This is a genomic window from Rhizobium sp. CG5, from assembly GCF_023701945.1.
Taxonomy (GTDB): domain Bacteria; phylum Pseudomonadota; class Alphaproteobacteria; order Rhizobiales; family Rhizobiaceae; genus Allorhizobium.
Genome location: NZ_JABAEF010000010.1, coordinates 113,456 through 138,853, shown reverse-complemented (window position 1 = coordinate 138,853; position 25,398 = coordinate 113,456). Strand labels below are relative to the sequence as shown.

Below are 25,398 nucleotides of genomic sequence, written 5' to 3'. Positions count from 1 at the left end.
TCATGGCATCCAACAGCTCCTCCGCCCCGAACGGCAAGGCCTATACCTATGTCGACCATTCCTATGACGTGGTCGTGGTCGGCGCCGGCGGCGCCGGTCTGCGCGCCACGCTCGGCATGGCCGAGCAGGGTTTCAAGACGGCCTGCATCACCAAGGTTTTCCCGACGCGCTCCCACACGGTCGCGGCCCAGGGCGGCATTGCCGCCTCGCTGACCAACATGACGCCGGATTGCTGGCAATGGCATCTCTACGACACCGTCAAGGGGTCGGACTGGCTCGGCGACGTCGACGCCATGCAGTATCTCGCCATGGAAGCGCCGAAGGCCGTCTATGAGCTCGAGCATTACGGCGTGCCGTTCTCGCGCAATGCCGAGGGCAAGATCTACCAGCGGCCGTTCGGCGGCCATATGCAGAATTACGGCGAAGGCCCGCCGGTGCAGCGCACCTGTGCTGCCGCCGACCGCACCGGTCACGCCATCCTGCATACGCTGTACGGCCAGTCGCTGAAGCACAATGCCGAATTCTTCATCGAGTATTTCGCGCTCGACCTGATCATGGCCGAAGACGGCCGTTGCACGGGCGTCGTTGCCTGGAACCTCGACGACGGCACCATCCACCGCTTTTCCGCCAAGATGGTGGTGCTGGCGACCGGCGGCTACGGCCGCGCCTATTTCTCGGCCACGTCCGCCCATACCTGCACCGGCGACGGCGGCGGTATGATCGCGCGCGCCGGCCTGCCGCTGCAGGACATGGAATTCGTGCAATTCCACCCGACCGGCATTTATGGCGCCGGCTGCCTGATCACCGAAGGCGCCCGCGGCGAAGGCGGCTATCTCGTCAATTCGGAAGGTGAGCGCTTCATGGAGCGCTATGCCCCGTCCGCCAAGGACCTGGCCTCGCGCGACGTCGTCTCCCGCTGCATGACGCTGGAAATCCGCGAGGGTCGCGGCGTCGGCAAGAACAAGGACCATATCTACCTGCATCTCGACCATTTGGATCCGGCCGTTCTGCACGAGCGTCTGCCGGGTATCTCGGAATCGGCCAAGATCTTTGCCGGCGTCGACGTGACGCGCGAGCCGATCCCGGTTCTGCCGACGGTGCATTACAACATGGGCGGCATTCCGACCAATTACTGGGGCGAAGTGCTGAATGCAGACGCGGAAAATCCCGAGCGCATCGCGCCCGGCCTGATGGCGGTCGGCGAGGCCGGCTGCGCCTCGGTGCACGGTGCAAACCGTCTGGGCTCCAACTCGCTGATCGACCTGGTGGTGTTCGGCCGCGCCGCGGCGATCCGTGCCGCGCAGGTCATCGACAAGGCGGAGCCGATCCCGGCTCTGAATGTTGCCGCCTGCGACAAGATCATGGAGCGCTTCGACAGCATCCGCAATGCCAGCGGCTCGACGCCGACCGCGGTGCTGCGCGACAAGATGCAGCGCGCCATGCAGGAAGACGCCGCCGTGTTCCGCACCCAGGAAGCACTGGAGAGCGGCTGCCGCCGCATCTCGGCGATCTGGAAGGAGCTTCCCGATGTCAAGGTCACCGACCGTTCGATGATCTGGAACTCGGATCTGGTCGAGACGCTGGAACTGCACAATCTGATGGCCAACGCCATCACCACGGTTTATGGCGCGGAAGCGCGCAAGGAAAGCCGCGGCAGCCATGCGCGCGAAGACTATGTCGATGGCCCCTTCGCCGGCCGCGACGATGTCAACTGGCGCAAGCACACACTGTCCTGGGTCAGCGAGGCTGGCGACGTCAAGCTCGACTATCGCCCGGTCCATACAGACCTCATCGCCGAAGGCATCGACCCCTACAAGATCGAGCCCAAGGCGCGCGTATATTGAGGACTGACCCGGTGACGACACTGGCCCTGCCCATCGGAAAGGAACAGTCCCCGCGCCCCGCGCAGGGGGCGTCCTTTGGTACATGGGCGCCGACGCCGGTCCAGAAGCTCATTTTGATCCTGGCCCATCATACGCCGCTTGGCCGTGGGCGCGGACGGCGTCTGGCTGCCGCCCTGTTGCGGCGGCTGCGGGACGGCCCGATCGACTACACGCTGGGCGGCTCGCCGTTCCGCTTCGACATTCGGGACAATTCCACCGACCGGCAATCGTTGCTGCACCCTGGATACAATCGCGAGGAATTTGAATTTCTCGCCGAGGTGATGGGCAAGGGCGGCGTGTTCGTCGATATCGGCGCCAATGTCGGGTTCTTTTCGGTCAAGCTTGCCGCGCAATGCGGCGCTGGCTGCCGGGTGATCGCCATCGAGCCCAATCCGGTGGTTCTGGAGCGGTTGCGCTTCAATACCGAGGCGATGCGGGACCGGATCACGGTGGTCGACCAGGCGGCGGGTCGCGCCGAGGGTGTCGCGCGCTTCCAGAGCCAGGCGGGAAATCTGGGCCAGAGCCGATTTGATGCCGATGGTGAAATCGAGGTTCAGGTCAGGCCGCTGCAGACCATTTTGCAGTCGCTGGGCGTCATGCGGATCGATGCCCTGAAGATCGATGTCGAGGGTTTCGAGGATGACGTGATCCTGCCCTTCTTCGCGACAGCACCGAAGACGCTGTGGCCCACGCGGATCGTGATCGAGTTCACGTCGCGTTCCGAATGGAAGGGCGATTGCATCGCCTGCCTGCAGGACTGCGGCTATGTCCTGTCTTCGAAGACCCGTGGAAACATGTTGTTTGAACTCGGCGATGCCGCAACGCATCGCCTCGCCGGATCTGGTCCGTCCAGGTAACCGTCAAATCAAAGAGGCTTGTCAATGGTTGAACTCGCTCTGCCCAAAAACTCCCAGATGACCGAAGGCAAGGTTTGGCCGAAGCCGGAGAGTGCCCGCAATGTCCGCGAATATCGCGTCTATCGCTGGAGCCCGGATGATGGCCAGAACCCGCGTATCGACACGTTCTATATCGATGTCGACGATTGCGGTCCGATGGTGCTCGACGGGCTTCTCTACATCAAGAACAACATCGACCCGACACTGACGCTGCGCCGTTCCTGTCGCGAGGGGATCTGCGGGTCCTGCGCGATGAACATCGACGGGACGAATACGCTGGCCTGTACCAAGGGCATGGACGAAATCAACGGGACGGTGAAGATCTACCCGCTGCCGCATCTGCCTGTCGTCAAGGATCTGGTGCCGGATCTGACCAATTTCTACGCCCAGCACCGCTCGATCGAGCCCTGGCTGAAGACGGTGTCGCCGGCGCCGGCCAAGGAATGGAAGCAGAGCCACGAGGATCGCCAGAAGCTCGACGGCCTCTACGAGTGCATCCTGTGCGCCTGCTGCTCGGCCTCCTGCCCGAGCTACTGGTGGAATGGCGATCGTTATCTCGGACCGGCCGTGCTGCTGCAGGCCTATCGCTGGCTGATCGACTCCAGAGACGAAGCCAAGGGCGAGCGCCTCGACAATCTCGAAGATCCGTTCCGGCTCTATCGCTGCCACACCATCATGAACTGCGCGCAGACCTGTCCCAAGGGGTTGAACCCGGCCAAGGCGATCGCCGAGATCAAGAAGATGATGGTCGAGCGCCGGGTTTAGAACCCGATCGGATCTTCGTCTATCGGGGCTGTGTCGGGTCGGCGCGGCCCCTTCGTTCATGCGGACATGGCATGTTCTGTCGTTGCGGCCACGAATTATCCTTGTGTTGACTTGATTTGGTCAGTCCTTTCGCGATAATTCCGCCGTGTTCTTACGCAACAAACCGGACAGTTGCGGATAACCGGGAGTGTTATGATGAAGTTGAAATATGCAGCGGCTGGGCTTGCTGTCGTTCTTTCGCTCGCTGGCTGCCAGCGTACATCCTACTCTGGATTCAATTCTCCCGCTCCGTCCTCGGCTCTTCCCCCGCTTCAGGCGCAGCCGGTTCCCTCCGTACAGTCCGGTCAGTTGCCGCCGCCGACCGCGGACGGATCACAGTTTCCGGCACCTCCGGCCGGCGCCGCGCCGGGTGCGCAAATGGCCAATGCCATTCCGGCTGCAGCGCAGGATGTTACCAAGGAAGCCATGGTCGGCAACTGGCGCGTCAACAATTCAGGCAGTTCCTGCGACATGTTCCTGACGCTGACCAATCTTGGCAGCGGCTCGCGCGGCGGTACACGCGGCTGTGCCGGCCCGTTGACGACGATGGGATCCTGGGAAGTGGCCGGCAAGCAGGTGGTTCTCAAGGATCGCAACGGCAATGTCATCGGCCGCCTCTACAAGTCTGCCGAAGCCCGCTACGACGGCACGACCGATTCGGGCCAGCCGATCAGCCTGAGCCGCTAACCGCGCGACCTGCAATGGCGGGAGCGTCCGCTCCCGCGGAGTTCCTTCATGCAGCCAATCCCCGATTATGCGCTGAGCGTCAGCGAACAGCTGAAGGCGCTGACCGAATCGGGGTCGCTGAGCGCCGATGCGGCACAGATGCAGGTCGCCGGACGGCTCGACCGCATTCTGGCCGATCTGAAGCAGCGCCGCCCGGCGACCAAATCCAGCGCGCTCGGCTGGATGTTCGCGCAGCGCCGCCGCAAGCAGGCGCCGATCCCCGGCCTCTATGTGCATGGCAGCGTCGGACGCGGCAAGACCATGCTGATGGACCTGTTCTTCAAGCTGGCGCCCATCGAGAAGAAACGCCGCGCCCATTTCCATGAATTCATGGCCGATGTGCACAGCCGCATCCATGCCCATCGCATGAAGCTGAAGGCCGGCGAGACGCGGCAGGCCGATCCCGTGCCGCCGGTCGCCGCCGACCTGATGAACGAGGCGGAACTGCTCTGCTTCGACGAATTCTCCGTGACGGACATTACCGATGCGATGATCCTGGCGCGGCTCTTCACCGAGCTGTTTTCCAAGGGCTGCATTCTGGTCGCGACCTCCAATGTCGAGCCGGACAATCTCTATCGCGACGGTCTCAACCGTGGGCTTTTCCTGCCGTTCGTGACGTTGTTGAAGCAAAATGTCGATGTGGTGACACTGGATTCGCCGACCGATTACCGGTTGGAGAAGATCGGGCAATTGCCGGTCTATCTGTCGCCGCTGGGACCGGCGGCCGACAAGGGCATGGATGCGGCCTGGTCTTATCTGGCTGCCGGTCGGTCGGAAACCGCGACCGAGATTGCCTTGAAGGGCCGCTCGATCCCGGTCAGGCGCTCGATCGGCCGCATGGCGCGGTTCAGTTTTGCCGACCTGTGCGAGAAGCCGCTGGGGGCCTCCGACTTCCTGAAGATCGCGGCACGGTTCGATACGGTCTTCGTCGACCACATCCCGCTGTTGGACGCTGCCAAGCGCAACGAGACCAAGCGCTTCATCATCCTCATCGACACCCTTTACGACCAGTCGGTCCGGCTGTTCGCTTCTGCGGCGGCAGAGCCGGAAGGTTTGCTGGTGGAGCGAAAGGGAACCGAAGGTTTCGAGTTTGACAGGACAGTTTCGCGCCTGTTTGAAATGCGAAGCTCCGGCTATCTGGAGCTTCATCGGGAGAAACATCCTGATTCATGACGGATGGACGACAGAATATCTTACGTTTACGTAAGTATTTTATGATCTAACCGATTGAAAACGTTGCTTCCAGAATTATCGGTTGCCATTTTGACTGGTTTCGACTAAGCGAAATGGCGCAACGGTCGGCATCGAAGCAATGCCAGCCTTAGTTTTGGATCTAAGAGGAAGCACTTCCATGGCGCGCAACAAGATCGCACTTATCGGTTCTGGCATGATCGGCGGCACTCTGGCGCATCTCGCCGGCTTGAAGGAATTGGGCGACATCGTCCTGTTCGACATTGCCGACGGCATTCCGCAGGGCAAGGGCCTTGATATCGCCCAGTCTTCGCCTGTCGAAGGCTTCAATGCCAAGCTGACCGGTGCCAGCGACTATTCGGCCATCGAAGGCGCCGATGTCTGCATCGTGACCGCCGGCGTCGCCCGCAAGCCGGGCATGAGCCGCGACGATCTGCTCGGCATCAACCTCAAGGTCATGGAACAGGTCGGCGCCGGCATCAAGAAATATGCCCCGAACGCTTTCGTGATCTGCATCACCAATCCGCTCGACGCTATGGTCTGGGCGCTGCAGAAGTTCTCCGGCCTGCCGAAGAACATGGTGGTCGGCATGGCCGGCGTGCTCGACAGCTCGCGCTTCCGCCTGTTCCTCTCCGAAGAATTCAACGTTTCCGTTCAGGACGTCACCGCCTTCGTTCTCGGCGGCCATGGCGATACGATGGTGCCGTTGGCCCGTTACTCGACCGTTGGCGGCATTCCGCTGACCGACCTCGTCAAGATGGGCTGGGTCACCAAGGAGCGTCTGGAAGAAATCATCCAGCGCACCCGCGACGGTGGCGCTGAAATCGTCGGCCTCCTGAAGACCGGCTCGGCCTATTATGCGCCGGCGGCCTCCGCCATTGAGATGGCAGACTCCTTCCTCAAGGACAAGAAGCGCGTCCTGCCTTGCGCTGCCTATCTTTCTGGCCAGTACGGCGTGAAGGACATGTATGTCGGCGTGCCGACCGTGATCGGTGCCGGCGGCGTCGAGCGCATCATCGAAGTCGAATTCAACAAGAGCGAAGAAGAAGCCTTCCAGAAGTCGGTCGGTGCTGTTGCCGGGCTCTGCGAAGCCTGCATCAACATTGCTCCTTCCCTCAAGTAACCGCCACCCGGCCCACCAGACAGGGACTAGACGATGAACATTCATGAATATCAGGCCAAGGCTCTTCTGAAGGGCTACGGCGCACCGGTCGCGGAAGGCGTTGCGATCTTCTCGGCGGCTGAAGCCGAAGCTGCTGCCAAGCAGCTTCCGGGTCCGCTCTATGTGGTCAAGAGCCAGATCCATGCCGGCGGCCGCGGCAAGGGCAAGTTCAAGGAACTCGGCCCCGACGCCAAGGGCGGCGTTCGCCTCGCCTTCTCGATCGATGAAGCCAAGAGCCACGCCAAGGAAATGTTCGGCAACACGCTGGTGACCGCCCAGACCGGCGATGCCGGCAAGCAGGTCAACCGCCTCTATATCGAGGACGGCGCCGATATCGCCCGCGAACTCTACTGCTCGCTGCTCGTCGACCGCTCGGTCGGCCGCGTTGCCTTCGTCGTCTCGACCGAAGGTGGCATGGATATCGAGGCTGTCGCCCACGACACGCCGGAGAAGATCCACACGATCGCCATCGATCCGGAAACCGGCGTCACGGCTGCCGACATCGAGGCCATCTCCAAGGCTCTCGAACTTTCGGGTGCGGCTGCCGAAGATGCGAAGTCGCTCTTCCCGCTGCTCTACAAGGCCTTCAACGAGAAGGACATGGCTCTTCTCGAAATCAACCCGCTGATCGTCATGAAGAATGACCATCTGCGCGTGCTCGACGCCAAGATGTCCTTCGACGGCAATGCGCTGTTCCGTCACGACGACGTGCGTGCGCTGCGCGACGAGACCGAAGAAGACGCCAAGGAAATCGAGGCCTCGAAGTGGGACCTCGCCTATGTGGCGCTCGACGGCAATATCGGCTGCATGGTCAACGGTGCCGGTCTCGCCATGGCGACGATGGACATCATCAAGCTCTACGGCAAGGAGCCGGCAAACTTCTGCGACGTCGGCGGCGGCGCCGGCAAGGAGAAGGTGGCGGCTGCCTTCAAGATCATCACCGCCGACCCGAAGGTCGAGGGCATCCTCGTCAACATCTTTGGCGGCATCATGAAGTGCGACGTCATCGCCGAGGGCGTTGTCGCAGCGGTTCAGGAAGTGGGTCTGAAGGTGCCGCTCGTCGTGCGTCTCGAAGGTACCAATGTCGAGCTCGGCAAGAAGATCCTCAACGAATCTGGTCTTGCGATCACCGCTGCTGACGACTTGGACGATGCTGCCAAGAAGATCGTCGCTGCGATCAACGCCTAATTTAAGGACCGGAAACAATGTCTATTCTCGTCAATAAAGACACCAAGGTCCTCGTGCAGGGCCTGACCGGCAAGACCGGCACCTTCCACACCGAACAGGCGCTGGCCTATTACGGTACGCAGATGGTCGGCGGTATTCACCCGAAGAAGGGTGGGGAAACCTGGACTGGCTCTAAGGGCGAAAGCCTGCCGATCTTTGCCACCGTGGCCGAAGCCAAGGAAAAGACCGGCGCCGATGCGACCGTGATCTACGTTCCGCCGGCCGGTGCCGCAGACGCGATCATCGAGGCGATCGAAGCCGAGATCCCGTTCATCACCTGCATCACCGAAGGCATTCCGGTCATGGACATGGTGCGCGTCAAGGCTCGCCTCGACCGTTCCAAGTCGCGGCTGCTCGGTCCGAACTGCCCGGGCATTCTGACGCCTGAAGAATGCAAGATCGGCATCATGCCGGGTTCGATCTTCCGCAAGGGTTCGGTCGGCATTGTTTCTCGCTCCGGCACGCTTACATATGAAGCAGTCTTCCAGACCTCGAACGAAGGTCTCGGCCAGACGACGGCGGTCGGCATCGGCGGCGACCCGGTTAAGGGCACCGAGTTCATCGACGTCCTGGAAATGTTCCTGGCCGACGACGCCACCCAGTCGATCATCATGATCGGCGAAATCGGCGGCGCGGCCGAAGAGGAAGCTGCACAGTTCCTCAAGGACGAAGCCAAGAAGGGTCGTCGCAAGCCGATGGCCGGCTTCATCGCCGGTCGGACGGCGCCGAAGGGCCGCACCATGGGCCATGCCGGCGCCGTGGTTTCGGGCGGCAAGGGCGACGCGGAATCCAAGATCGAAGCCATGGAATCGGCTGGCATCAAGGTTTCGCCTTCCCCGGCGCGCCTCGGCAAGACACTGGTCGAAGTCCTCAAGGGCTGAGATCGCAATTGAATGCCAGGCAGGCGGACCGTTCGAGCGAGGTCCGGCTGCCTGGATTTGCCGTCTGCAGGACAATTGACGTTTTGCAGGCGGGGCGAATGGACTTAATCAGCGGTCGTCGCGGACGATCGTGAAAAGCGGCAGACCGGTCGACGGTCATCACCTCAAGTCGGGAGGCGGGCGGAAACGTCCGCGAAGCACCATGGCAAGGCAAGAAGCCAACGAGCAGTTCCAGATCACGTCGTTTCTCGACGGATCGAATGCGGCCTATATCGAACAGCTTTATGCGCGGTACGAAGAAGACGCCAGCGCCGTTCCGGCGGAATGGCAGGCCTTTTTCAAGGCGCTTGGCGAAAATCCCGAGGATGTGAAGAAGGCCGCCAAGGGCGCCTCCTGGCAGAAGAAGAGCTGGCCGATCGCTGCCAATGGCGAGCTGATCTCGGCGCTCGACGGCAATTGGGGTCAGATTGAAAAGGTTGTCGAGACCAAGGTGAAGGCCAAGGCCGAAGCTGTCGGCCAGCCGATTTCGGAAGCGCAGGTCCTGCAGGCGACGCGCGACAGCGTGCGCGCCATCATGATGATCCGCGCCTACCGCATGCGCGGTCACCTGCATGCCAATCTCGACCCGCTGGGTCTGGCGGCACCCGTCGAGGACTATAACGAGCTTTCGCCGGCCGCTTACGGCTTTACGGACGCCGATTACAGCCGCAAGATCTTCATCGACAAAGTGCTTGGTCTCGAATACGCGACCATCCCGGAAATGCTCGATATCCTGAAGCGCACCTATTGCTCGACGCTGGGCGTCGAGTTCATGCATATTTCCAATCCGGACGAAAAGGCCTGGATCCAGGAGCGCATCGAAGGCCCCGGCAAGGGCGTCGAATTCACGCCGAACGGCAAGAAGGCCATTCTGCAGAAGCTGATCGAGTCGGAAGGCTTCGAGCAGTTCATCGACGTCAAGTACAAGGGCACCAAGCGTTTCGGTCTCGACGGCGGCGAAGCGCTGATCCCGGCGCTGGAGCAGATCATCAAGCGCGGCGGCCAGGAAGGCCTGGAAGAGGTCGTGTTCGGCATGGCCCATCGCGGCCGTCTGAACGTGCTGACCAATGTGATGGCAAAGCCCCATCGCGCCGTGTTCCACGAGTTCAAGGGCGGCTCCTTCAAGCCGGACGAAGTCGAAGGTTCTGGCGACGTGAAGTACCATCTGGGTGCCTCGTCCGACCGCGAATTCGACGGCAACAAGGTTCACCTGTCGCTGACGGCCAATCCGTCGCATCTGGAAATCGTCAACCCTGTCGTGATGGGCAAGGCCCGCGCCAAGCAGGACCAGTTGGCCAAGGTCTGGGATGGCGACATCGTGCCGCTCAAGGAGCGCGCCAAGGTTCTGCCGCTGCTGCTGCATGGCGATGCGGCCTTTGCCGGCCAGGGCGTTGTGGCTGAAATCCTCGGTCTGTCGGGCCTGCGCGGTCACCGCGTGGCCGGCACCATGCATTTCATCATCAACAACCAGATCGGTTTCACCACCAATCCGGCCTTCTCGCGCTCCTCGCCCTATCCGTCCGACGTCGCCAAGATGATCGAGGCGCCGATCTTCCATGTCAACGGCGACGATCCGGAAGCGGTCACCTATGCCGCCAAGATCGCCACCGAATACCGCATGAAGTTCCACAAGCCTGTCGTCATCGACATGTTCTGCTATCGCCGCTTCGGCCATAACGAAGGCGACGAGCCGGCGTTCACGCAGCCGAAGATGTACAAGGCGATCCGCCAGCACAAGACGGTCGTGCAGATCTACGGCGAACGCCTGATCGCCGAGGGCCTGATTTCCGAAGGCGAACTGGAAAAGATGAAGGCGGATTGGCGTGCCCATCTCGAACAGGAGTTCGAGGCCGGCCAGTCCTACAAGCCGAACAAGGCCGACTGGCTGGACGGCGTATGGTCGGGTCTGCGGACCGCCGACAATGCCGACGAACAGCGCCGCGGCAAGACCGCGATGCCGATGAAGACGCTGAAGGAAATCGGCCGCAAGCTGTCGACCATCCCGGAAGGCTTCAGGGCGCATCGCACCATCCAGCGGTTCATGGACAACCGTGCGCAGATGATCGAGACCGGCGAAGGCATCGACTGGGCGATGGCAGAAGCGCTTGCCTTCGGGACGCTGGCCTTTGAAGGCAACAAGATTCGCCTTTCGGGCCAGGATTGCGAACGCGGCACATTCTCGCAGCGTCATTCGGTGCTCTACGATCAGGAAACCGAAGAGCGCTATATTCCGCTTGCCCATCTGGCTCCGAACCAGGGCAAGTACGAAGTCATCAACTCGATGCTGTCGGAAGAGGCCGTGCTCGGTTTCGAATACGGCTATTCCCTGGCCCGTCCCAATGCGCTGACGCTCTGGGAAGCCCAGTTCGGCGATTTTGCCAATGGCGCGCAGGTGGTGTTCGACCAGTTCATCTCGTCGGGTGAACGCAAGTGGCTGCGCATGTCGGGCCTCGTCTGCCTTCTGCCGCATGGCTATGAAGGACAGGGACCGGAACATTCGTCGGCCCGCCTCGAGCGCTGGCTGCAGATGTGCGCCGAAGACAATATGCAGGTTGCCTATTGCACGACGCCCGCCAACTATTACCACGTGCTGCGTCGCCAGCTGAAGCGTGACTTCCGCAAGCCGCTGATCCTGATGACGCCGAAGTCCTTGCTGCGCCACAAGCGCGCCACCTCGAGCCTTGCCGAAATGGCAGGGGAATCCTCGTTCCACCGCCTGCTGTGGGACGATGCCGAAGTGATCAAGGATGGCCCGATCAAGCTGCAGAAGGATGCCAAGATCCGCCGCGTCGTGATGTGCTCGGGCAAGGTCTATTACGACCTCCTGGAAGAGCGCGAGAAGCGCGGCATCGACGACGTCTACCTGCTGCGCATCGAGCAGCTCTATCCGTTCCCGGCCAAGGCGCTGATCAACGAGCTCAGCCGCTTCCGCAATGCGGAGATGGTCTGGTGCCAGGAAGAGCCGAAGAACATGGGCGGCTGGTCCTTCATCGATCCTTACCTGGAATGGGTGCTGGCGCATATCGACGCCAAGTATCAGCGGGTTCGCTACACCGGTCGTCCGGCTGCGGCCTCGCCGGCCACGGGCCTGATGTCCAAGCACCTTTCCCAGCTCGAGGCTTTCCTCGAGGACGCGCTTGGGGGCTGAAAAGCCTCCCAGCGACCATCGCCAGAAACGCTATCTGATTAACGGAACACAAAATCATGGCCACAGAAATCCGCGTTCCCACCCTGGGTGAATCCGTCAGCGAAGCGACGGTCGGCACCTGGTTCAAGAAGGTTGGCGACACCGTGAAGGCCGACGAGCCGATCGTTGAGCTGGAAACCGACAAGGTTACCGTCGAAGTGCCGGCTCCGGCCTCGGGCATCTTGACCGAAATCGTTGCCGCCAATGGCGAGACCGTCGGTCTCGGCGCATTGCTCGGCCAGATCGATGCCGCTGCTGCCGGCACGGCTCCGGCGGAACCCGCCAAGGCGGCTGCTCCTGCCGCGCCCGCCGCTGCCGCACCGGTGGCTGCTGCTGCGGTATCCGCCCCGGCGCCTGCTGCTTCGACGATGCCGGCTGCCCCTGCTGCGGCCAAGATGCTGTCTGAGAACAACCTTTCCGCCGAACAGGTGGACGGTTCCGGCAAGCGTGGCCAGGTTCTGAAGGGCGATGTGATCGCTGCCGTTGCCAAGGGCATCAGCGCCACGCCGGCGCCGGCAGCACCAGCTGCACCGCGCCCGGTTTCGTCTGCTGAGGACGCCGGCCGCGAAGAGCGCGTCAAGATGACCCGCCTGCGCCAGACCATTGCCAAGCGCCTCAAGGATGCCCAGAACACGGCCGCCATGCTGACCACCTATAACGAGGTGGACATGACGGCGGTCATGAGCCTGCGCAACAAGTACAAGGACATCTTCGAGAAGAAGCATGGCGTGAAGCTCGGCTTCATGGGCTTCTTCACCAAGGCGGTCACCCATGCGCTGAAGGAAATCCCGGCTGTCAACGCCGAGATCGACGGCACCGACATCGTCTTCAAGAACTACTGCCATATCGGCGTTGCCGTCGGCACGGACAAGGGCCTCGTGGTTCCGGTCGTTCGCGATGCCGACCAGATGTCGATTGCAGAAGTCGAGAAGGATATCGGTCGTCTCGGCCGTCTGGCGCGCGATGGCCAGCTGTCGATGGCCGACATGCAGGGCGGCACGTTCACCATCTCGAACGGTGGCGTCTACGGCTCGCTGATGTCCTCGCCGATCCTCAACGCACCGCAGTCCGGTATCCTCGGCATGCACAAGATCCAGGAACGTCCGATGGCCATTGGCGGTCAGGTGGTCATCCGTCCGATGATGTATCTGGCACTCAGCTACGACCACCGCATGGTGGATGGCAAGGAAGCCGTGACCTTCCTGGTCCGCGTCAAGGAAAGCCTGGAAGATCTGGAACGCCTCGTTCTCGATCTTTAAAGGAGATAGCTGATGGAAATGGCATTGGCAGCATCGCCCTTGACGGCGCTTGTCGGCTGGAGCGTGTTGCTTTTGCTGTTTCATATCGGGCTGCAGGGCATGACCGCCACCCGCGAACTCGGATCGGCATGGAATGCCGGTCCACGCGACGACGAGAAAAAGCCGACGGGAAAGATCGCCGGTCGTGCAGATCGGGCGTCTGCCAATTTTCGCGAGACCTATCCGGCCTTTATCGGCCTGGCGCTGTCCCTGGCGATATCAGGCGATGCCTCGGGCTGGGGATTGACCGGCGCCTGGATCTGGCTGGTTTTCCGTGTGATCTACATTCCGCTCTACCTGGCCGGTGTGCCCTATATCCGCTCGCTCGCCTGGCTTGGGTCGCTGGCGGGGCTTGGTCTTATGGTCGCGACACTGGTTCTTTAATTCGCCGGCAAGACGGCCCATTGCGGCACGGCGGGGAGACGATTGCATGCATGCCTATCTGATCGAACTTGCATCCCTGATGGCCATCTTCGCCTTTGCGATCGTTTCGCCGGGTGCGGACCTTGCCATGGTGATGCGCCAGTCGCTGCTGCACGGCCGTCGTCCGGCCATCGTCACGAGTTTCGGCATCGGTACGTCGCTGATGTTCCACGTCACCTACACCATCCTCGGCCTTGGGCTGATCATTTCCCAGTCGATCACCCTATTCAACATCGTCAAATGGTGCGGTGTCGCCTATCTGATCTATATCGGCATCAAGTCGCTGCGGGCCGGCAAGACGGATATGTCCGTCGACGCCCCTGCGGTTTCCGGTACGGAACAGCGGGGCCAGTCGCTGCTGAAATCCTTCGGGCTCGGTTTTGCCGCCAATGCGCTCAACCCCAAGCCGGTGTTCTTCTTCCTGTCGATCTTTTCGACCGTCGTCAGCGCCCATACGCCGATCCTCATCAAGTTCGGCTATGGGCTTGTGATGGCTACATGCCTGATTGCCTGGTTCGTCGGCGTTAGCCTGTTCATGACCACGCCGAAGATGCGGGCGGCATTCGGGCGGATGAGCCAATGGATCGACCGCGCCAGCGGTGTCGTCTTCATCCTGCTCGGCCTGAAGCTTGCCACCGAGAAGGCGGGCTGATCATGGAGACCGCCCATCGCCTGTCGGCTGCTGTGCTGTCGTTTGCGGTTGTCGCGGGATCGTCCGCGATGGCCGCCGATTGCGCGCAGGACAAGGCGATCTATCGCGACAACCACAAGAGTTTCGAACTGCGCTTCCAGCCGGTGACGGAGCCAGCTGTGGCCACCAGCCATGGGTTTACGGTGACGCTGCTCGACAGCAAGCTGGTTCTGGATGGCGTGGTGCTGGCCGGCGGCGACGGGCAGCGGGCCAATGGTCTGCTGATGTATCAATGCCCCGAGGGCGATGTGACCGGCGAGGATCTGCGCAAATGCACGGTGTGGGACGGAGTGTTCTATAGCGTGGCGACCGATGCGCGGATCGGCGACCTGCCGGCAGCCGGTGCTGCTGCGGCGCGCCAACTGATCCTGTCGGATTTCGGCCGCCTGGCCGGTATTTCCGACCTCTGGTCGACCAAAAATATCTCGGCGTCCGTAAGCGATGTGCTGGTTCTGGAAGGATGCGCGTCATGAGCGATCAAGACCCCGTTCTGCTGGTGACAGGCGGTAGTCGCGGCATTGGTGCCAGCGTCTGCCGGATGGCTGCAAAGGCCGGATGGCGGGTCGTCGTCAACTATGCCTCGAATGCCGGAGCTGCCGAAGCCGTGGTCGATGAGATCCGCAAGGCCGGCGGTGTCGCCGCCGCCGTGCAGGGCGATGTCGGAAGCGAGGCGGGCATAGCGTCGATCTTTGCAGGCGTCGACCGGGCATTCGGTCGGCTGGACGGTCTCGTCAACAATGCCGGCGTCGTCGATGTCAAGGCGCGGGTTGACGAGATGTCGGTCGAACGGCTGGAGCGGATGTTCCGCATCAACGTCATCGGTTCGATCCGCTGTGCGGCGGAGGCGGTGCGTCGCATGTCGACGAAACACGGCGGCCAGGGCGGGGTGATCGTCAATGTCTCGTCGGTGGCATCCCTGCTCGGCTCGGCAAACCAGTATGTCGACTATGCGGCGTCCAAGGGCGCCATCGACACGTTCACGGTGGGCCTCGCCCAGGAAGTGGTGCGCGAGGGCATCCGCGTCAATGCGGTGCGTCCCGGCGTCATCGACACGGATATCCATGCCTCCGGCGGCCTGCCGGACCGGGCTCGCGACCTCAGCTCCGTCATTCCGCTGCAACGGCCTGGAACGGCGGACGAAGTCGCCGGCGCGATCCTCTATCTTCTATCCCCTTCGGCATCCTATGTGACGGGTGCCTTACTCAATGTCAGTGGCGGGCGGGGGGCGCCCTGAAAAAAGGAAAATCCCATGGCTTATGATGTGATTGTAATCGGCAGCGGACCCGGCGGTTATGTCTGCGCGGTCAAGGCGGCGCAGCTCGGCCTGAAGGTCGCGGTCGTCGAGAAGCGTGCGACCTATGGCGGCACCTGCCTCAACATCGGCTGCATTCCCTCGAAGGCCTTGCTGCATGCCTCCGAGATGTTCCACCAGGTGGCCCATGGTGTGGACGCGCTGGGCGTCGAAGTCGGTGCGCCGAAACTCAACCTCGACAAGATGATGGCGCACAAGGATGCGACCGTGAAGTCGAATGTCGAAGGCGTCTCCTTCCTGTTCAAGAAGAACAAGATCGACGGCATCCAGGGCACGGGCAAGATCGTGTCCGCCGGCAAGGTGTCGGTGACCAATGACCAAGGCGAAGTGCAGGAACTGGAAGCCAAGAGCATTGTCATCGCCACGGGCTCCGATGTTGCCGGCATTCCGGGCGTCTCGGTCGATATCGACGAGACCGTCATCGTCTCTTCGACCGGCGGCATAGCGCTTTCCAAAGTTCCGGAAAAGATGGTCGTGGTTGGCGGCGGCGTCATCGGGCTGGAGCTCGGCTCCGTCTGGCTGCGTCTTGGCGCCAAGGTCACGGTCGTCGAGTATCTCGACACCATTCTGGGCGGCATGGACGGTGACGTTTCCAAGCAGTTCCAGCGCATGCTGGCCAAGCAGGGCATGGACTTCCAGCTCGGCGCCAAGGTGACTGGCGTTGAAAAGTCGGGTGCTGGCGCCAAGGTGACGTTCGAGCCCGTCAAGGGCGGAGAGGCCTCCTCGATCGACGCCGATGTCGTGCTGATCGCCACCGGCCGTAAGCCCTTCACCGCAGGTCTCGGCCTTGAAGAGGCGGGCGTCGTGCTCGACAATCGCGGCCGCGTCGAAATCGACGGCCATTATCGCACCAATGTGCCGGGCATCTATGCCATCGGCGACGTGGTCAAGGGTCCGATGCTCGCCCACAAGGCCGAGGACGAGGGCGTGGCTCTGGCCGAGATTCTCTCCGGCCAGCACGGCCATGTGAACTATGACGTCATCCCGGGCGTGGTCTACACCCAGCCGGAAGTGGCTTCCGTCGGCAAGACCGAGGAAGAGCTGAAGGCTGCAGGCATCGCCTACAAGGTCGGCAAGTTCCCGTTCACCGCCAACGGCCGCGCCCGCGCCATGCTGGCGACCGACGGTTTCGTCAAGATCCTGGCCGACAAGGACACCGACCGTGTCCTCGGCGGCCACATCATCGGCTTCGGCGCCGGCGAGATGATCCACGAAATCGCCGTGCTGATGGAATTCGGCGGCTCTTCGGAAGATCTGGGACGCACCTGCCATGCGCATCCCACCATGTCGGAAGCGGTCAAGGAGGCGGCGCTCGCCACCTTCTTCAAGCCGATCCATATGTAAATCTCTATAGATCGATTAAATCGTCTCCATAATCGAAGCCGCGGCTTGTTATCCTGACCGCGGCTTCTATCATCCGGTCGTAATTGCCCTTAACTCTTTGACAAATGGCAAGAAAATGACCTCGACACTCGTTACGTCCTATTCCATTCCTCAACGTCTCATCCACTGGCTGATGGCCGGTCTCATCCTGTTCAACCTGCTGTTTGCCGAAGCGATGGAGGAGTTCTCCGAGGCGGTGGAGGAAGGGCAGACCCCGACCCCGGACATGATCGCCTCCGCCAATATCCATGCCTATGTCGGAATTGCGGTACTCTGTCTTGCCGCTATCCGGGTTATCCTGCGTCTCACGCATGGCGCGCCGGACGCACCGGCAGAAGAGCCGCCGCTCGGACGGCTGGCCGCCAAGGTGGCGCATGTCGCTTTCTACCTGCTGTTCTTTGCCATGCCGATCAGCGGCGCGCTGGCCTATTATGGCGGTCTCGAGGCGGCGGGCGGCGTGCATGGAGGCCCGATGAAGCTGCTGATGTGGATCCTGATCGTCGTGCATGTCGGCGCGGTTCTGGTCCACCAGTTCTACTGGAAAACGGCGGTCGCCCAGCGCATGACCAAGGGCTGAGTGGAGTAGGAGTGCCAATGACGGATGCGACAATGCGCCCAGTTCTCGTCTCTGTGACTTTACCGCATACGGCTTTGCCTCTGGCGGATTGGGCCGATTGCTATCGGTTGCGGGTGGCCGGGCACGGGCTGACCGCAGAGGCGGCCGCCCGCCAGGTGATCTCAGGTTTTCCGTGGTGGGTGGATGCGCTGATGCGTATCCGTAATCGCATCGTCGGCCTGTTCGGCTTGAAGCCCGCCGCCCCTGATGCGGGCGACGGAGCGGATATGATCGCAATCTTTCCAATCGTCCGCAACACGCCATCCCAGGTGGTGCTCGGCTTCGATGACCGGCATCTGGATTTCAGGGTTGTCATTGATGTCGCGGATGATGGTCCGGACTGGCAAACGGTCAGCGTGTCGACGCTGGTGTGGCGCAAGATCCTGCTGGGTCGGCTCTACATTGCGGTGATCACGCCGTTTCACAAGCTGATCGTCTCGACCGCGCTTGCCAGCCTGGCGACACGCGATGCCGTTACTCGATGGCAGTGACCGTGAAGCCGTGTGTGCGGAACAGTTCAACGAGTCCCTCCTCGCCCGGCAAGTGAAGGGCACCGACGGCGATCATGACATTGCCCTTTTCAAGATAGGGCAATGCGCGTGACGTCATCCTGCGATTGCGCTCGAAAACAACTTTCTCGAGGAAGTCGTGCAACAGCTTCTTGTCGCGGGCAAGCGCTGAAGCCAGCGCCAAAATCATACCCGTGTCGGAGCTTTCATATAGTTGGATGAGGGTTTCTGCCTGATCATCGATCGTGTAGGTTATGGCAAACACTTCCATGAGCCCTCTGAGCATGGACTCGTCGCTCACGCTCGCCAAACTCTCCATCTGCTCGCGGAATGTCTCGATTCCAACGAGCTCTATGCCATTTTCGAGTGCTTTTAGCGCGGCCGATTGGTCGAGGACATGTCGTCCTGCAGCTCTCCTTCTGGCTTCGCATTCCGAGGTCTGCATTGACATGTAAATAAACCAGGGCCGCATCCGAGCCAACAGGCCCATGGTAAGTCCCCGCTGCCGGAGTCCGGCGGCCAGCATCTCGGTCTCTTCGGCTGGAAGGATCTGGTCGAGCCGTTTGTCCTGGAGCGTGTACAGTTCGGGATATTTGAGCAACTCAAGAGTCATGGACCCTGGATTGGCCACTTCCTTCAATTCGACGATCAACGTGTCGATATGGTCGAATGCCTCGAATACCGGCGTTGGCACCTGCAGGACGCGTGGGTCGCTGACGTGCACTGTGCCGAAAAGAAATGATGGCTTGATACCGGGTTTTTCGATGCGCCAGGCGACACCCTTGCCGTTCCTGACTGATGCGGCCTCGGTCAGGACTGCATCGTAGGTCTTCGGGTCGCTTTCCCGCAAAAGAGGTAAAATGCTCTGCCCCGAACAGTCGGGAGGAGCTACCTCCGCACATGCGGGTCTCCAAGCAGTCGGCGCCAATAAGAATAAAACAAGCAGACATGCCCGTCGGATAAATTCACAGCTGTAAAACGGCATAGGGGGAATAACGCTTTCGGGAGGACTGAACGAAGCTCAGAATTGCCCTGCGCGCTGTGGTTGTCAATGAGCGAACCTAGTCATCTCTCAGTCGACGGCGCTGACGCTGAAGCCCTGCTTGCGCAGCAGTTCCACCAATCCCTCTTCGCCGGGCAGATGCAGGGCGCCGACGGCGATGAAGGCGTTGCCGTCGGCCAGCAAGGCTGCGCTGCGTTCGGCCATCACCTTGTTGCGATCCAGCACGATGCGTTTCTCGAAGGCGGCATAGCCGCTGTCCTGCTCGCCACTGGTCTCCGGCGTCACGGCCTCCAGCATCGGCATGGTCATGCCGATGTCGCCGGACAAATAGAGTTCGGTCATCGTCTCGATGATGTCGTCCATCTCGTCGTTCAGCGACAGGGTTTCAATCAGCGCCTTCAGGTGGAAGTCGAGCGGCAGATCCGCCATGGCGCTGATCTGTTCGGCGAGTGTTTCCAAACCGGCCACCCGCTTGCCGGCCGCCTTGGCGTCTTCGGCGAGTTTCTTGTCGAGAAACGATGCACCAGTGGCCTTGCGGGCCATTTCGCAGGCCGGCATGGAGACGACGCTGGCAATGATCCACGGCTTCATGCGGTTGACGGCTGCGAGCGGAATACCGCGCTCCTTGAGGCCGGCCTCCAGCTTGAGCTTTTCCTCCGGCGTCAGACGATCGGAAATCGTCGTGCCGTCGGTGAACATGGTCAGTTCCGGCTGCATCATCAGGGCTGCGGCAGCCTTTTTCTCGTCGAGTATTTCATCCGATTCGATGACGATCACGTCCGCCTCGGAACTCGCCTTGCGGGCGGCATCCGACAGGGTCAGCACCCGCGTATCGGTGACATGCATGGTGCCGAGCAGCCATGACGGCGCAAGGCCCGGCTTTTCGATCTTCCAGAAGCGGCTCTTGCCGTTCGGCGTCGCTTCCGATTCGGCCAGCATGGCCGCATAGCGGTCCGGTTTTTCGCGCTGAAGATCGGGCAGGAGGTTGCGCCCGGCGCAGACCGTTTCGCCGGCGGCGTGGGCAGGTGCTGCCCACAGCAGCGCGAGAAGCAGGAGGGCGAGGATCGCCATCGGCAGGCCGGCGACCAGCCAGAGCAGGCGATCTGCCGAGCGCCGGTGGGACAAGTGGGGCTTCATCTCATGGGCAAAGTTGGCGAGCATGTCTTCTGTCCGATTTTCAAGCGGCAAACCTATCGCCGAGGGCCTGAGGAAGCCTTAACGGGCATGGTTAACGGCGGGCGGGTTCAGGCACGTGGATGGGCGCGCTCGTAGACTTCGAGAAGGCGCACCGAGTCGACGCCGGTATAGACCTGCGTCGTCGACAGGCTGGCATGGCCGAGCAGTTCCTGAATGGTGCGCAGATCGCCGCCGCCGTTGAGCAGATGCGTGGCGAAGGAATGCCGAAGGGCGTGGGGCGTTGCGGTTTCGGGCAAGCCAAGCGCCGAGCGCAGCCGCTGCATTTCGCGCTGGATGATGGCCGGCTGCAGTTTGCCGCCGCGGGCGCCGCGAAACAGCGGCTCCTTGGCCTCCAGATGGTAAGGGCAGAGTTTCCGATAGGCGGCGACCGCCTCCGTCACGGCCGACAGAAGCGGCACGAGGCGCGTCTTGCCGCCCTTGCCGGTGATGCGCAGGGATGTCGTGTCGGCGCCGAAGGCTGCGGGTGTCAGATCCAGGGCTTCCGAGATGCGCAGGCCGCAACCGTAGAGCAGGGTGAGCACGGCGGCGTCGCGGGCCGCGATCCAGGGCTCCTCGTTCATCTGTGCGTCGGCGCTGACGACGGTGAGCGCCTGCTTGCCGCTCAAGGGTTTGGGCAAGGATTTCGGCTGGCGGGGCGAGCGGATGGCGCCGGCGCCGGCGGCATTGACCATGCCCTTTTTTTCCAGATAGCGCAGAAATGATCTGAGGCCTGCCAGATGGCGGGCCAGCGAGCGCGAACCGGATCCCTGCCTGCGGCGGGCCGCCAGAAAGGCGCGCAGGTCTGCCGGGCGCAGCGTGCCGATATCCTTGACTTTCGCCGGGCCGCCGAGATGGCCGGTGATGAAGGTTAAGAACTGGCGGGTATCGCGCTCGTAGGCCTCGACGGTGTTGCCGGACAGGCGCCGCTCCGCGGACAGTGTCTCCAGCCATTTCAGGCGCTCAGCCAGCAGATCAGGCGCCGCAATCGTCAGCAATTCGGCCACCGGGCTTTCCCTTTACGTTGATTGCCTGCTATTTCAACATGATCGATAGCCGTTAGGGAAAAGCTAACGCGGGTCGCCGTGTCATGCTTCGATCACAAAAGGCTGCGATAGACAGTGACCGAGGCATTCGGGGTTATAGATGACACGCCGCGATTCAATGACAATGTTCGGGCAGTTTGCCGAAGCCGTGGCCCTGGTCTCCCAAGGACAGCCCGGCCATATCGTCGATACGCTGATTGCCGAACGCGGCCAGAAGATCGTCTACCACCCGCTGTGGCCGTTGATGCGCCCCTTTCTCTATACGCTGCTGCGCTATGGCAAGGCGATCGAGTTTGCCGATGACGTGGCCAATATGCCGGGATTCCAGGTCTTTGAATATCTGAGCAATATTCTCCGGCTCGACATCAACGTGCGCTGCGGCGAACGCATTCCGGCCAAGGGCGGCTTCATCCTGGTCAGCAATCACCCGACCGGCATTGCCGATGGCGTGGCGGTGTTCGATCTTCTGAAAACGCGACGGCCGGATATGACGTTCTTTGCCAATCGCGATGCGGTGCGGGTCAATCCGCGGCTGGTCGAGATCGTCATCCCCGTCGAGTGGCGCGAAGAGCACAAGAGCAAGCTGAAGGCCCGCGAAACCCTGAAGCTGACCAATCGGGCCGTCGAGGAGCAGAAGGCGACGATCCTGTTTCCCTCCGGCCGTATCGCCTACTGGGCTAACGGCCAGCTCAACGAGCGGCCGTGGAAGACCTCCGCCGTCGGGCTTGCCAAGAAATACGGTCTGCCGATCCTGCCCGTGCATATGGCGGCGCGCAATTCCGGGCTGTTCTATTGGTTTGCCAAATGGTCGACCGAGCTGCGCGACATGACGGTGTTCTACGAGCTGTTGAACAAGAAGGGCAACCTCTTCGATTTCACCATCGGTAACCTCATTCCGCCGGAGCAGCTGGAGGGCGACGTGACCGACATCACGGCGGCGCTCGAGCAGCACACGGTTCATGCGCTGGCCTCCAACAGCAACGCCGTCTTTACGCGCCAGGTGTAGCCACCATTCGGTAGATCCTGGCGGCCCAATGTCCGTGCGGGCAGTTTACGCGGGGGCCAACCGTTTTGCTGTTTCCTTTCGCGGCCGCGGGAGGCAAGTTGCACAGCCCATGAAAGACGATTCGCTCCAGCTGTTTGAAACGCCTGCGCCCCGCACCGTTCCGGTCCTTGTGCCGATGCCGGCGGCGGTGCCCTATAGCTATGCCGTGCCGGAGGGCATGGCGGTCGAGCCGGGCTCGATCGTCCAGGTGCCGCTCGGGCCGCGCAAGGTGATCGGCGTCGTCTGGGACGGTCCGGATGGCGGCCCGGTCAATGCCGCCAAGCTGCGGCCGCTGGAAAAAGTCTTCGATTGCCCGCCGCTCGACAAGAACATGCGCACGTTTCTGGAATGGGTGGCGACCTATACGCTGTCGCCGCCGGGACTGGTGGCGCGCATGGCGCTGCGGGCGCCGGCGGCCTTCGATCCGGAGCCGATGATCGAAGGGCTGCGGTTTACCGGCATGGAGCCGGAGCGCATCACCCCGGCGCGCCGCAAGGTGCTGGACATGGCCCGCGACGGGTTGTCCTGGTCGCGTTCGGGTCTTGCCCATGCGGCGGGCGTTTCGCTCAGCGTCGTCGATGGGCTGGCCGGGCAGGGGGCGTTTGAGACGATTTTCCTGCCGCCGCCGCCGATCGTCGCCAGGCCTGATCCGGATTTCGGCGGCCAGCCGTTGGAGGGGCCGCAGCGCGAGGCGGCGGATACCATTGTCGAGGGCATGAAGACCGGCGGCTTTTCGGTCGATCTGATCGACGGGGTAACGGGATCGGGCAAGACCGAAATCTATTTCGAGGCGATTGCCGAAACCCTGCGCCAGGGACGGCAGGTGCTGATCCTGATCCCGGAGATTGCCCTGACAGCGAGTTTCCTGGAGCGCTTTCAGGATCGTTTCGGGGCAAAGCCGGCCGAATGGCATTCGGAACTGGCGGCGCGGTCGCGCGAAAAGGTCTGGCGCCAGGTGACGACCGGCGATGTGCGGGTGGTGGCCGGGGCGCGCTCGGCGCTGTTCCTGCCGTTCGAGGATCTCGGGCTGATCATCGTCGATGAAGAACACGATCCGGCCTACAAGCAGGAAGACCGGGTGTTCTACAATGCCCGCGACATGGCGGTGGTGCGGGCCCGGATTGCCGATATTCCGGTGGTGCTGGTGTCGGCAACGCCCTCGGTCGAAAGCCAGGTCAATTGCCTGAGCGGCCGCTACAAGCGCATTCACCTGCCGACCCGTTATGCCGGTGCGGCACTTCCGGACCTGCATCTGATCGACATGCGGCGCCATCCGCCGGACCGCGGCGGGTTCCTGTCGCCGCTGCTGCTGAAATCGGTCGGCAAGACAGTCGAGCGCGGCGAACAGGCGCTGCTGTTCCTGAACCGGCGCGGTTACGCGCCGCTGACCCTGTGCCGGGTCTGCGGTCATCGGTTCCAATGCCCGCAATGCTCGAGCTGGCTGGTCGAGCATCGGTTCCGCGGACAGATCCAGTGCCATCAATGCGGTTATGCCGAACCGACGCCGAACGCCTGTCCCGAATGCGGAACGCTCGATCATCTGGTGGCCTGCGGTCCCGGAGTGGAGCGCATTGCCGAAGAGGTGGAGAAGCATTTTCCCGATGCGCGCACGCTCGTTCTGTCGTCGGATCTCGGCGGCGTGAAGCGGCTGCGGCTGGAGCTTGAGGCGATCGCAAACGGCGAGGCCGATATCATCATCGGCACGCAGCTGGTCGCCAAGGGGCATAATTTCCCGCTGATGACGCTGGTCGGCATCGTCGATGCCGATATCGGTCTGGCCAATGGCGATCCGCGGGCCGCCGAGCGGACGTTCCAGCTGCTCAGCCAGGTGACCGGCCGGGCCGGGCGGACCGGGCGCAAGAGCCATGGCCTGCTGCAGACCTTCCAGCCGCAGCATCCGGTGATGCAAGCGCTGGTGTCCGGCGACGCAGGCGCCTTCTACGAGCGCGAGATCACTGAGCGGGAGCGGGCCGGCCTGCCGCCGTTCGGACGGCTGGTGTCGATCATCGTGTCGGCCGACAACCGGGCGGACGCCGAAACCCATGCCCGGCAGCTACGAAATGCCGCACCGCAGTCGCCCGGCATTGCTCTGCTGGGACCGGCGGAGGCGCCGCTGGCGCTGATCCGCGGCCGCCATCGCTTCCGGCTCCTGGTGCACGGGCGGCGCAACAGCGACATGCAGGCCTTCATCAAGGACATGCTGGGCAAGGGGCCGAAGGAGCGCCGCTCCATCCATGTCCAGGTCGACGTGGATCCGCAGAGCTTTCTCTGACGTGCAGGACAGTGGCACTGCTCTGACGAAAAACGGCCAAGGGCGGATTCCGCTTGGCCTGCGCCTATGCCATAAACGGCCAAACGATTCTGGCAGATCAGGGGACCACCATGGAATTCTATTTTCCAACCGAGACAGGCGAGCAGATGGCCTTTCTGTCAGCGGCGACCATCGCCGTTCTTGGGCTGATCGTCATGCTTGCTCCGGGTCTTGCGCTGCGCTTCTTCGGTCTGCAGGCCCGCGAAGGCCGGTTTGAGGGATATGCCGAAACCCGATCGGCGGGAGCCTTCTATGCCGCCTCCGCGCTGCCGCCGATTCTGCTTGCCCAGAACCTGATGTACCTGGCGCTCGGTGCCGCCATGGCCCTGGCAGCGTTTGCGCGAATCTTGTCGATCATGTCGGATCAAGGCGGTAGTTTGCGCAATATTCTCCTTCTGATTGTGCAGATTGCGCTGGCTGCTTGCCCTTTGGCCTATGGGCTTGCGATGATTTGACCTGCCTGCGGCCTTGCGCCAAGGATAATCCGGTAAATTGCCGCAGATCGTCAGAAATTTGCCCATGCCGCCTTGTGCTAAAGGCGTAATCCGTTATTACCCGTGTTGCGAGTCCAGAGTTCCTATGCTAGACGGAC

The 25,398-nt window shown here is 62.1% G+C and carries 23 protein-coding genes; 20 read left to right on the top strand and 3 right to left on the bottom strand.

Features of this window, described 5'->3' with window-relative positions; all coding sequences use genetic code 11:
• Positions 1-2 precede the first annotated feature (2 nt).
• The 17 genes from sdhA (at position 3) to HGO38_RS17470 (ending at position 18,210) form a co-directional block, all read left to right on the top strand.
• Positions 3-1,844, top strand: coding sequence for a succinate dehydrogenase flavoprotein subunit (gene sdhA, locus HGO38_RS17550; RefSeq protein ID WP_250957198.1), 1,842 nt, complete (start codon positions 3-5; stop codon positions 1,842-1,844).
• An 11-nt stretch (positions 1,845-1,855) separates the two neighbouring features.
• Positions 1,856-2,740, top strand: a complete 885-nt coding sequence (locus HGO38_RS17545) for an FkbM family methyltransferase (RefSeq protein WP_250957197.1) — start codon at positions 1,856-1,858, stop codon at positions 2,738-2,740.
• A gap of 24 nt (positions 2,741-2,764) precedes the next feature.
• Positions 2,765-3,544, top strand: a complete 780-nt coding sequence (locus tag HGO38_RS17540) for a succinate dehydrogenase iron-sulfur subunit (RefSeq protein ID WP_250957196.1) — start codon at positions 2,765-2,767, stop codon at positions 3,542-3,544.
• 195 nt (positions 3,545-3,739) lie between these two features.
• Positions 3,740-4,270 (top strand): protease inhibitor Inh/omp19 family protein, encoded by a 531-nt coding sequence (locus tag HGO38_RS17535; protein ID WP_250957195.1) that lies wholly within the window; start codon positions 3,740-3,742, stop codon positions 4,268-4,270.
• A 48-nt stretch (positions 4,271-4,318) separates the two neighbouring features.
• Positions 4,319-5,482: a cell division protein ZapE gene (gene zapE / locus HGO38_RS17530; RefSeq protein WP_250957194.1), complete on the top strand. Its 1,164-nt coding sequence runs from the start codon at positions 4,319-4,321 to the stop codon at positions 5,480-5,482.
• 178 nt (positions 5,483-5,660) lie between these two features.
• The gene (gene mdh, locus HGO38_RS17525; protein ID WP_168473379.1) at positions 5,661-6,623 is read left to right on the top strand and encodes a malate dehydrogenase; all 963 of its coding nucleotides are present in this window, start codon (positions 5,661-5,663) and stop codon (positions 6,621-6,623) included.
• A 33-nt stretch (positions 6,624-6,656) separates the two neighbouring features.
• Complete coding sequence (gene sucC / locus HGO38_RS17520; RefSeq protein WP_250957193.1) at positions 6,657-7,850, top strand: ADP-forming succinate--CoA ligase subunit beta; 1,194 nt, start codon at positions 6,657-6,659, stop codon at positions 7,848-7,850.
• 17 nt (positions 7,851-7,867) lie between these two features.
• Positions 7,868-8,770: a succinate--CoA ligase subunit alpha gene (sucD, locus tag HGO38_RS17515; RefSeq protein ID WP_250957192.1), complete on the top strand. Its 903-nt coding sequence runs from the start codon at positions 7,868-7,870 to the stop codon at positions 8,768-8,770.
• A 202-nt stretch (positions 8,771-8,972) separates the two neighbouring features.
• Entirely contained in the window at positions 8,973-11,957 is a 2,985-nt protein-coding gene (locus HGO38_RS17510) for a 2-oxoglutarate dehydrogenase E1 component (RefSeq protein WP_250957191.1), read from the top strand.
• A 56-nt stretch (positions 11,958-12,013) separates the two neighbouring features.
• A complete protein-coding gene (gene odhB / locus HGO38_RS17505) occupies positions 12,014-13,255 on the top strand; it encodes a 2-oxoglutarate dehydrogenase complex dihydrolipoyllysine-residue succinyltransferase (RefSeq protein ID WP_250957190.1) in 1,242 nt (413 codons plus the stop codon).
• A gap of 12 nt (positions 13,256-13,267) precedes the next feature.
• Positions 13,268-13,678, top strand: coding sequence for an MAPEG family protein (locus tag HGO38_RS17500; RefSeq protein WP_250957189.1), 411 nt, complete (start codon positions 13,268-13,270; stop codon positions 13,676-13,678).
• 46 nt (positions 13,679-13,724) lie between these two features.
• Complete coding sequence (locus HGO38_RS17495; protein ID WP_250957188.1) at positions 13,725-14,369, top strand: LysE family transporter; 645 nt, start codon at positions 13,725-13,727, stop codon at positions 14,367-14,369.
• A 2-nt stretch (positions 14,370-14,371) separates the two neighbouring features.
• The gene (locus tag HGO38_RS17490) at positions 14,372-14,881 is read left to right on the top strand and encodes a hypothetical protein (RefSeq protein ID WP_250957187.1); all 510 of its coding nucleotides are present in this window, start codon (positions 14,372-14,374) and stop codon (positions 14,879-14,881) included.
• Entirely contained in the window at positions 14,878-15,642 is a 765-nt protein-coding gene (locus HGO38_RS17485; RefSeq protein ID WP_250957186.1) for an SDR family oxidoreductase, read from the top strand. Before HGO38_RS17490 ends, HGO38_RS17485 begins: the two co-directional genes overlap by 4 nt.
• 15 nt (positions 15,643-15,657) lie before the next feature.
• Positions 15,658-17,064: a dihydrolipoyl dehydrogenase gene (gene lpdA, locus HGO38_RS17480; protein ID WP_250957185.1), complete on the top strand. Its 1,407-nt coding sequence runs from the start codon at positions 15,658-15,660 to the stop codon at positions 17,062-17,064.
• A gap of 115 nt (positions 17,065-17,179) precedes the next feature.
• Positions 17,180-17,680 carry a cytochrome b gene (locus HGO38_RS17475; protein ID WP_250957184.1) on the top strand — a complete coding sequence of 167 codons (501 nt, stop codon included), beginning with the start codon at positions 17,180-17,182 and terminating at the stop codon, positions 17,678-17,680.
• Between the two features lie 17 nt (positions 17,681-17,697).
• On the top strand, positions 17,698-18,210 hold the full coding sequence (locus tag HGO38_RS17470; RefSeq protein WP_250957183.1) for a DUF2867 domain-containing protein: 513 nt from the start codon (positions 17,698-17,700) through the stop codon (positions 18,208-18,210).
• On the opposite strand, the gene HGO38_RS17465 is transcribed toward HGO38_RS17470, so the two are convergent.
• The 3 genes from HGO38_RS17465 to HGO38_RS17455 all read right to left on the bottom strand — a co-directional run bounded on the left by HGO38_RS17465 (position 18,194) and on the right by HGO38_RS17455 (position 21,411).
• Positions 18,194-19,078, bottom strand: coding sequence for a TraB/GumN family protein (locus HGO38_RS17465; RefSeq protein ID WP_250957182.1), 885 nt, complete (start codon positions 19,076-19,078; stop codon positions 18,194-18,196). The genes HGO38_RS17470 and HGO38_RS17465 overlap by 17 nt on opposite strands.
• Positions 19,079-19,300: 222 nt before the next feature.
• The gene (locus tag HGO38_RS17460; protein WP_250957181.1) at positions 19,301-20,392 is read right to left on the bottom strand and encodes a TraB/GumN family protein; all 1,092 of its coding nucleotides are present in this window, start codon (positions 20,390-20,392) and stop codon (positions 19,301-19,303) included.
• 83 nt (positions 20,393-20,475) lie between these two features.
• Positions 20,476-21,411, bottom strand: coding sequence for a tyrosine recombinase XerC (locus HGO38_RS17455; protein WP_250957180.1), 936 nt, complete (start codon positions 21,409-21,411; stop codon positions 20,476-20,478).
• Between the two features lie 139 nt (positions 21,412-21,550).
• On the opposite strand from HGO38_RS17455, the gene HGO38_RS17450 reads away from it, so the two are divergent.
• From HGO38_RS17450 to HGO38_RS17440, 3 genes are all read left to right on the top strand, one after another.
• Positions 21,551-22,456 carry a GNAT family N-acetyltransferase gene (locus HGO38_RS17450; RefSeq protein WP_250957179.1) on the top strand — a complete coding sequence of 302 codons (906 nt, stop codon included), beginning with the start codon at positions 21,551-21,553 and terminating at the stop codon, positions 22,454-22,456.
• A gap of 109 nt (positions 22,457-22,565) precedes the next feature.
• Complete coding sequence (locus HGO38_RS17445) at positions 22,566-24,767, top strand: primosomal protein N' (RefSeq protein ID WP_250957178.1); 2,202 nt, start codon at positions 22,566-22,568, stop codon at positions 24,765-24,767.
• Between the two features lie 110 nt (positions 24,768-24,877).
• On the top strand, positions 24,878-25,261 hold the full coding sequence (locus tag HGO38_RS17440; protein ID WP_250957177.1) for an AGROH133_08824 family phage infection protein: 384 nt from the start codon (positions 24,878-24,880) through the stop codon (positions 25,259-25,261).
• Positions 25,262-25,398 lie beyond the last annotated feature (137 nt).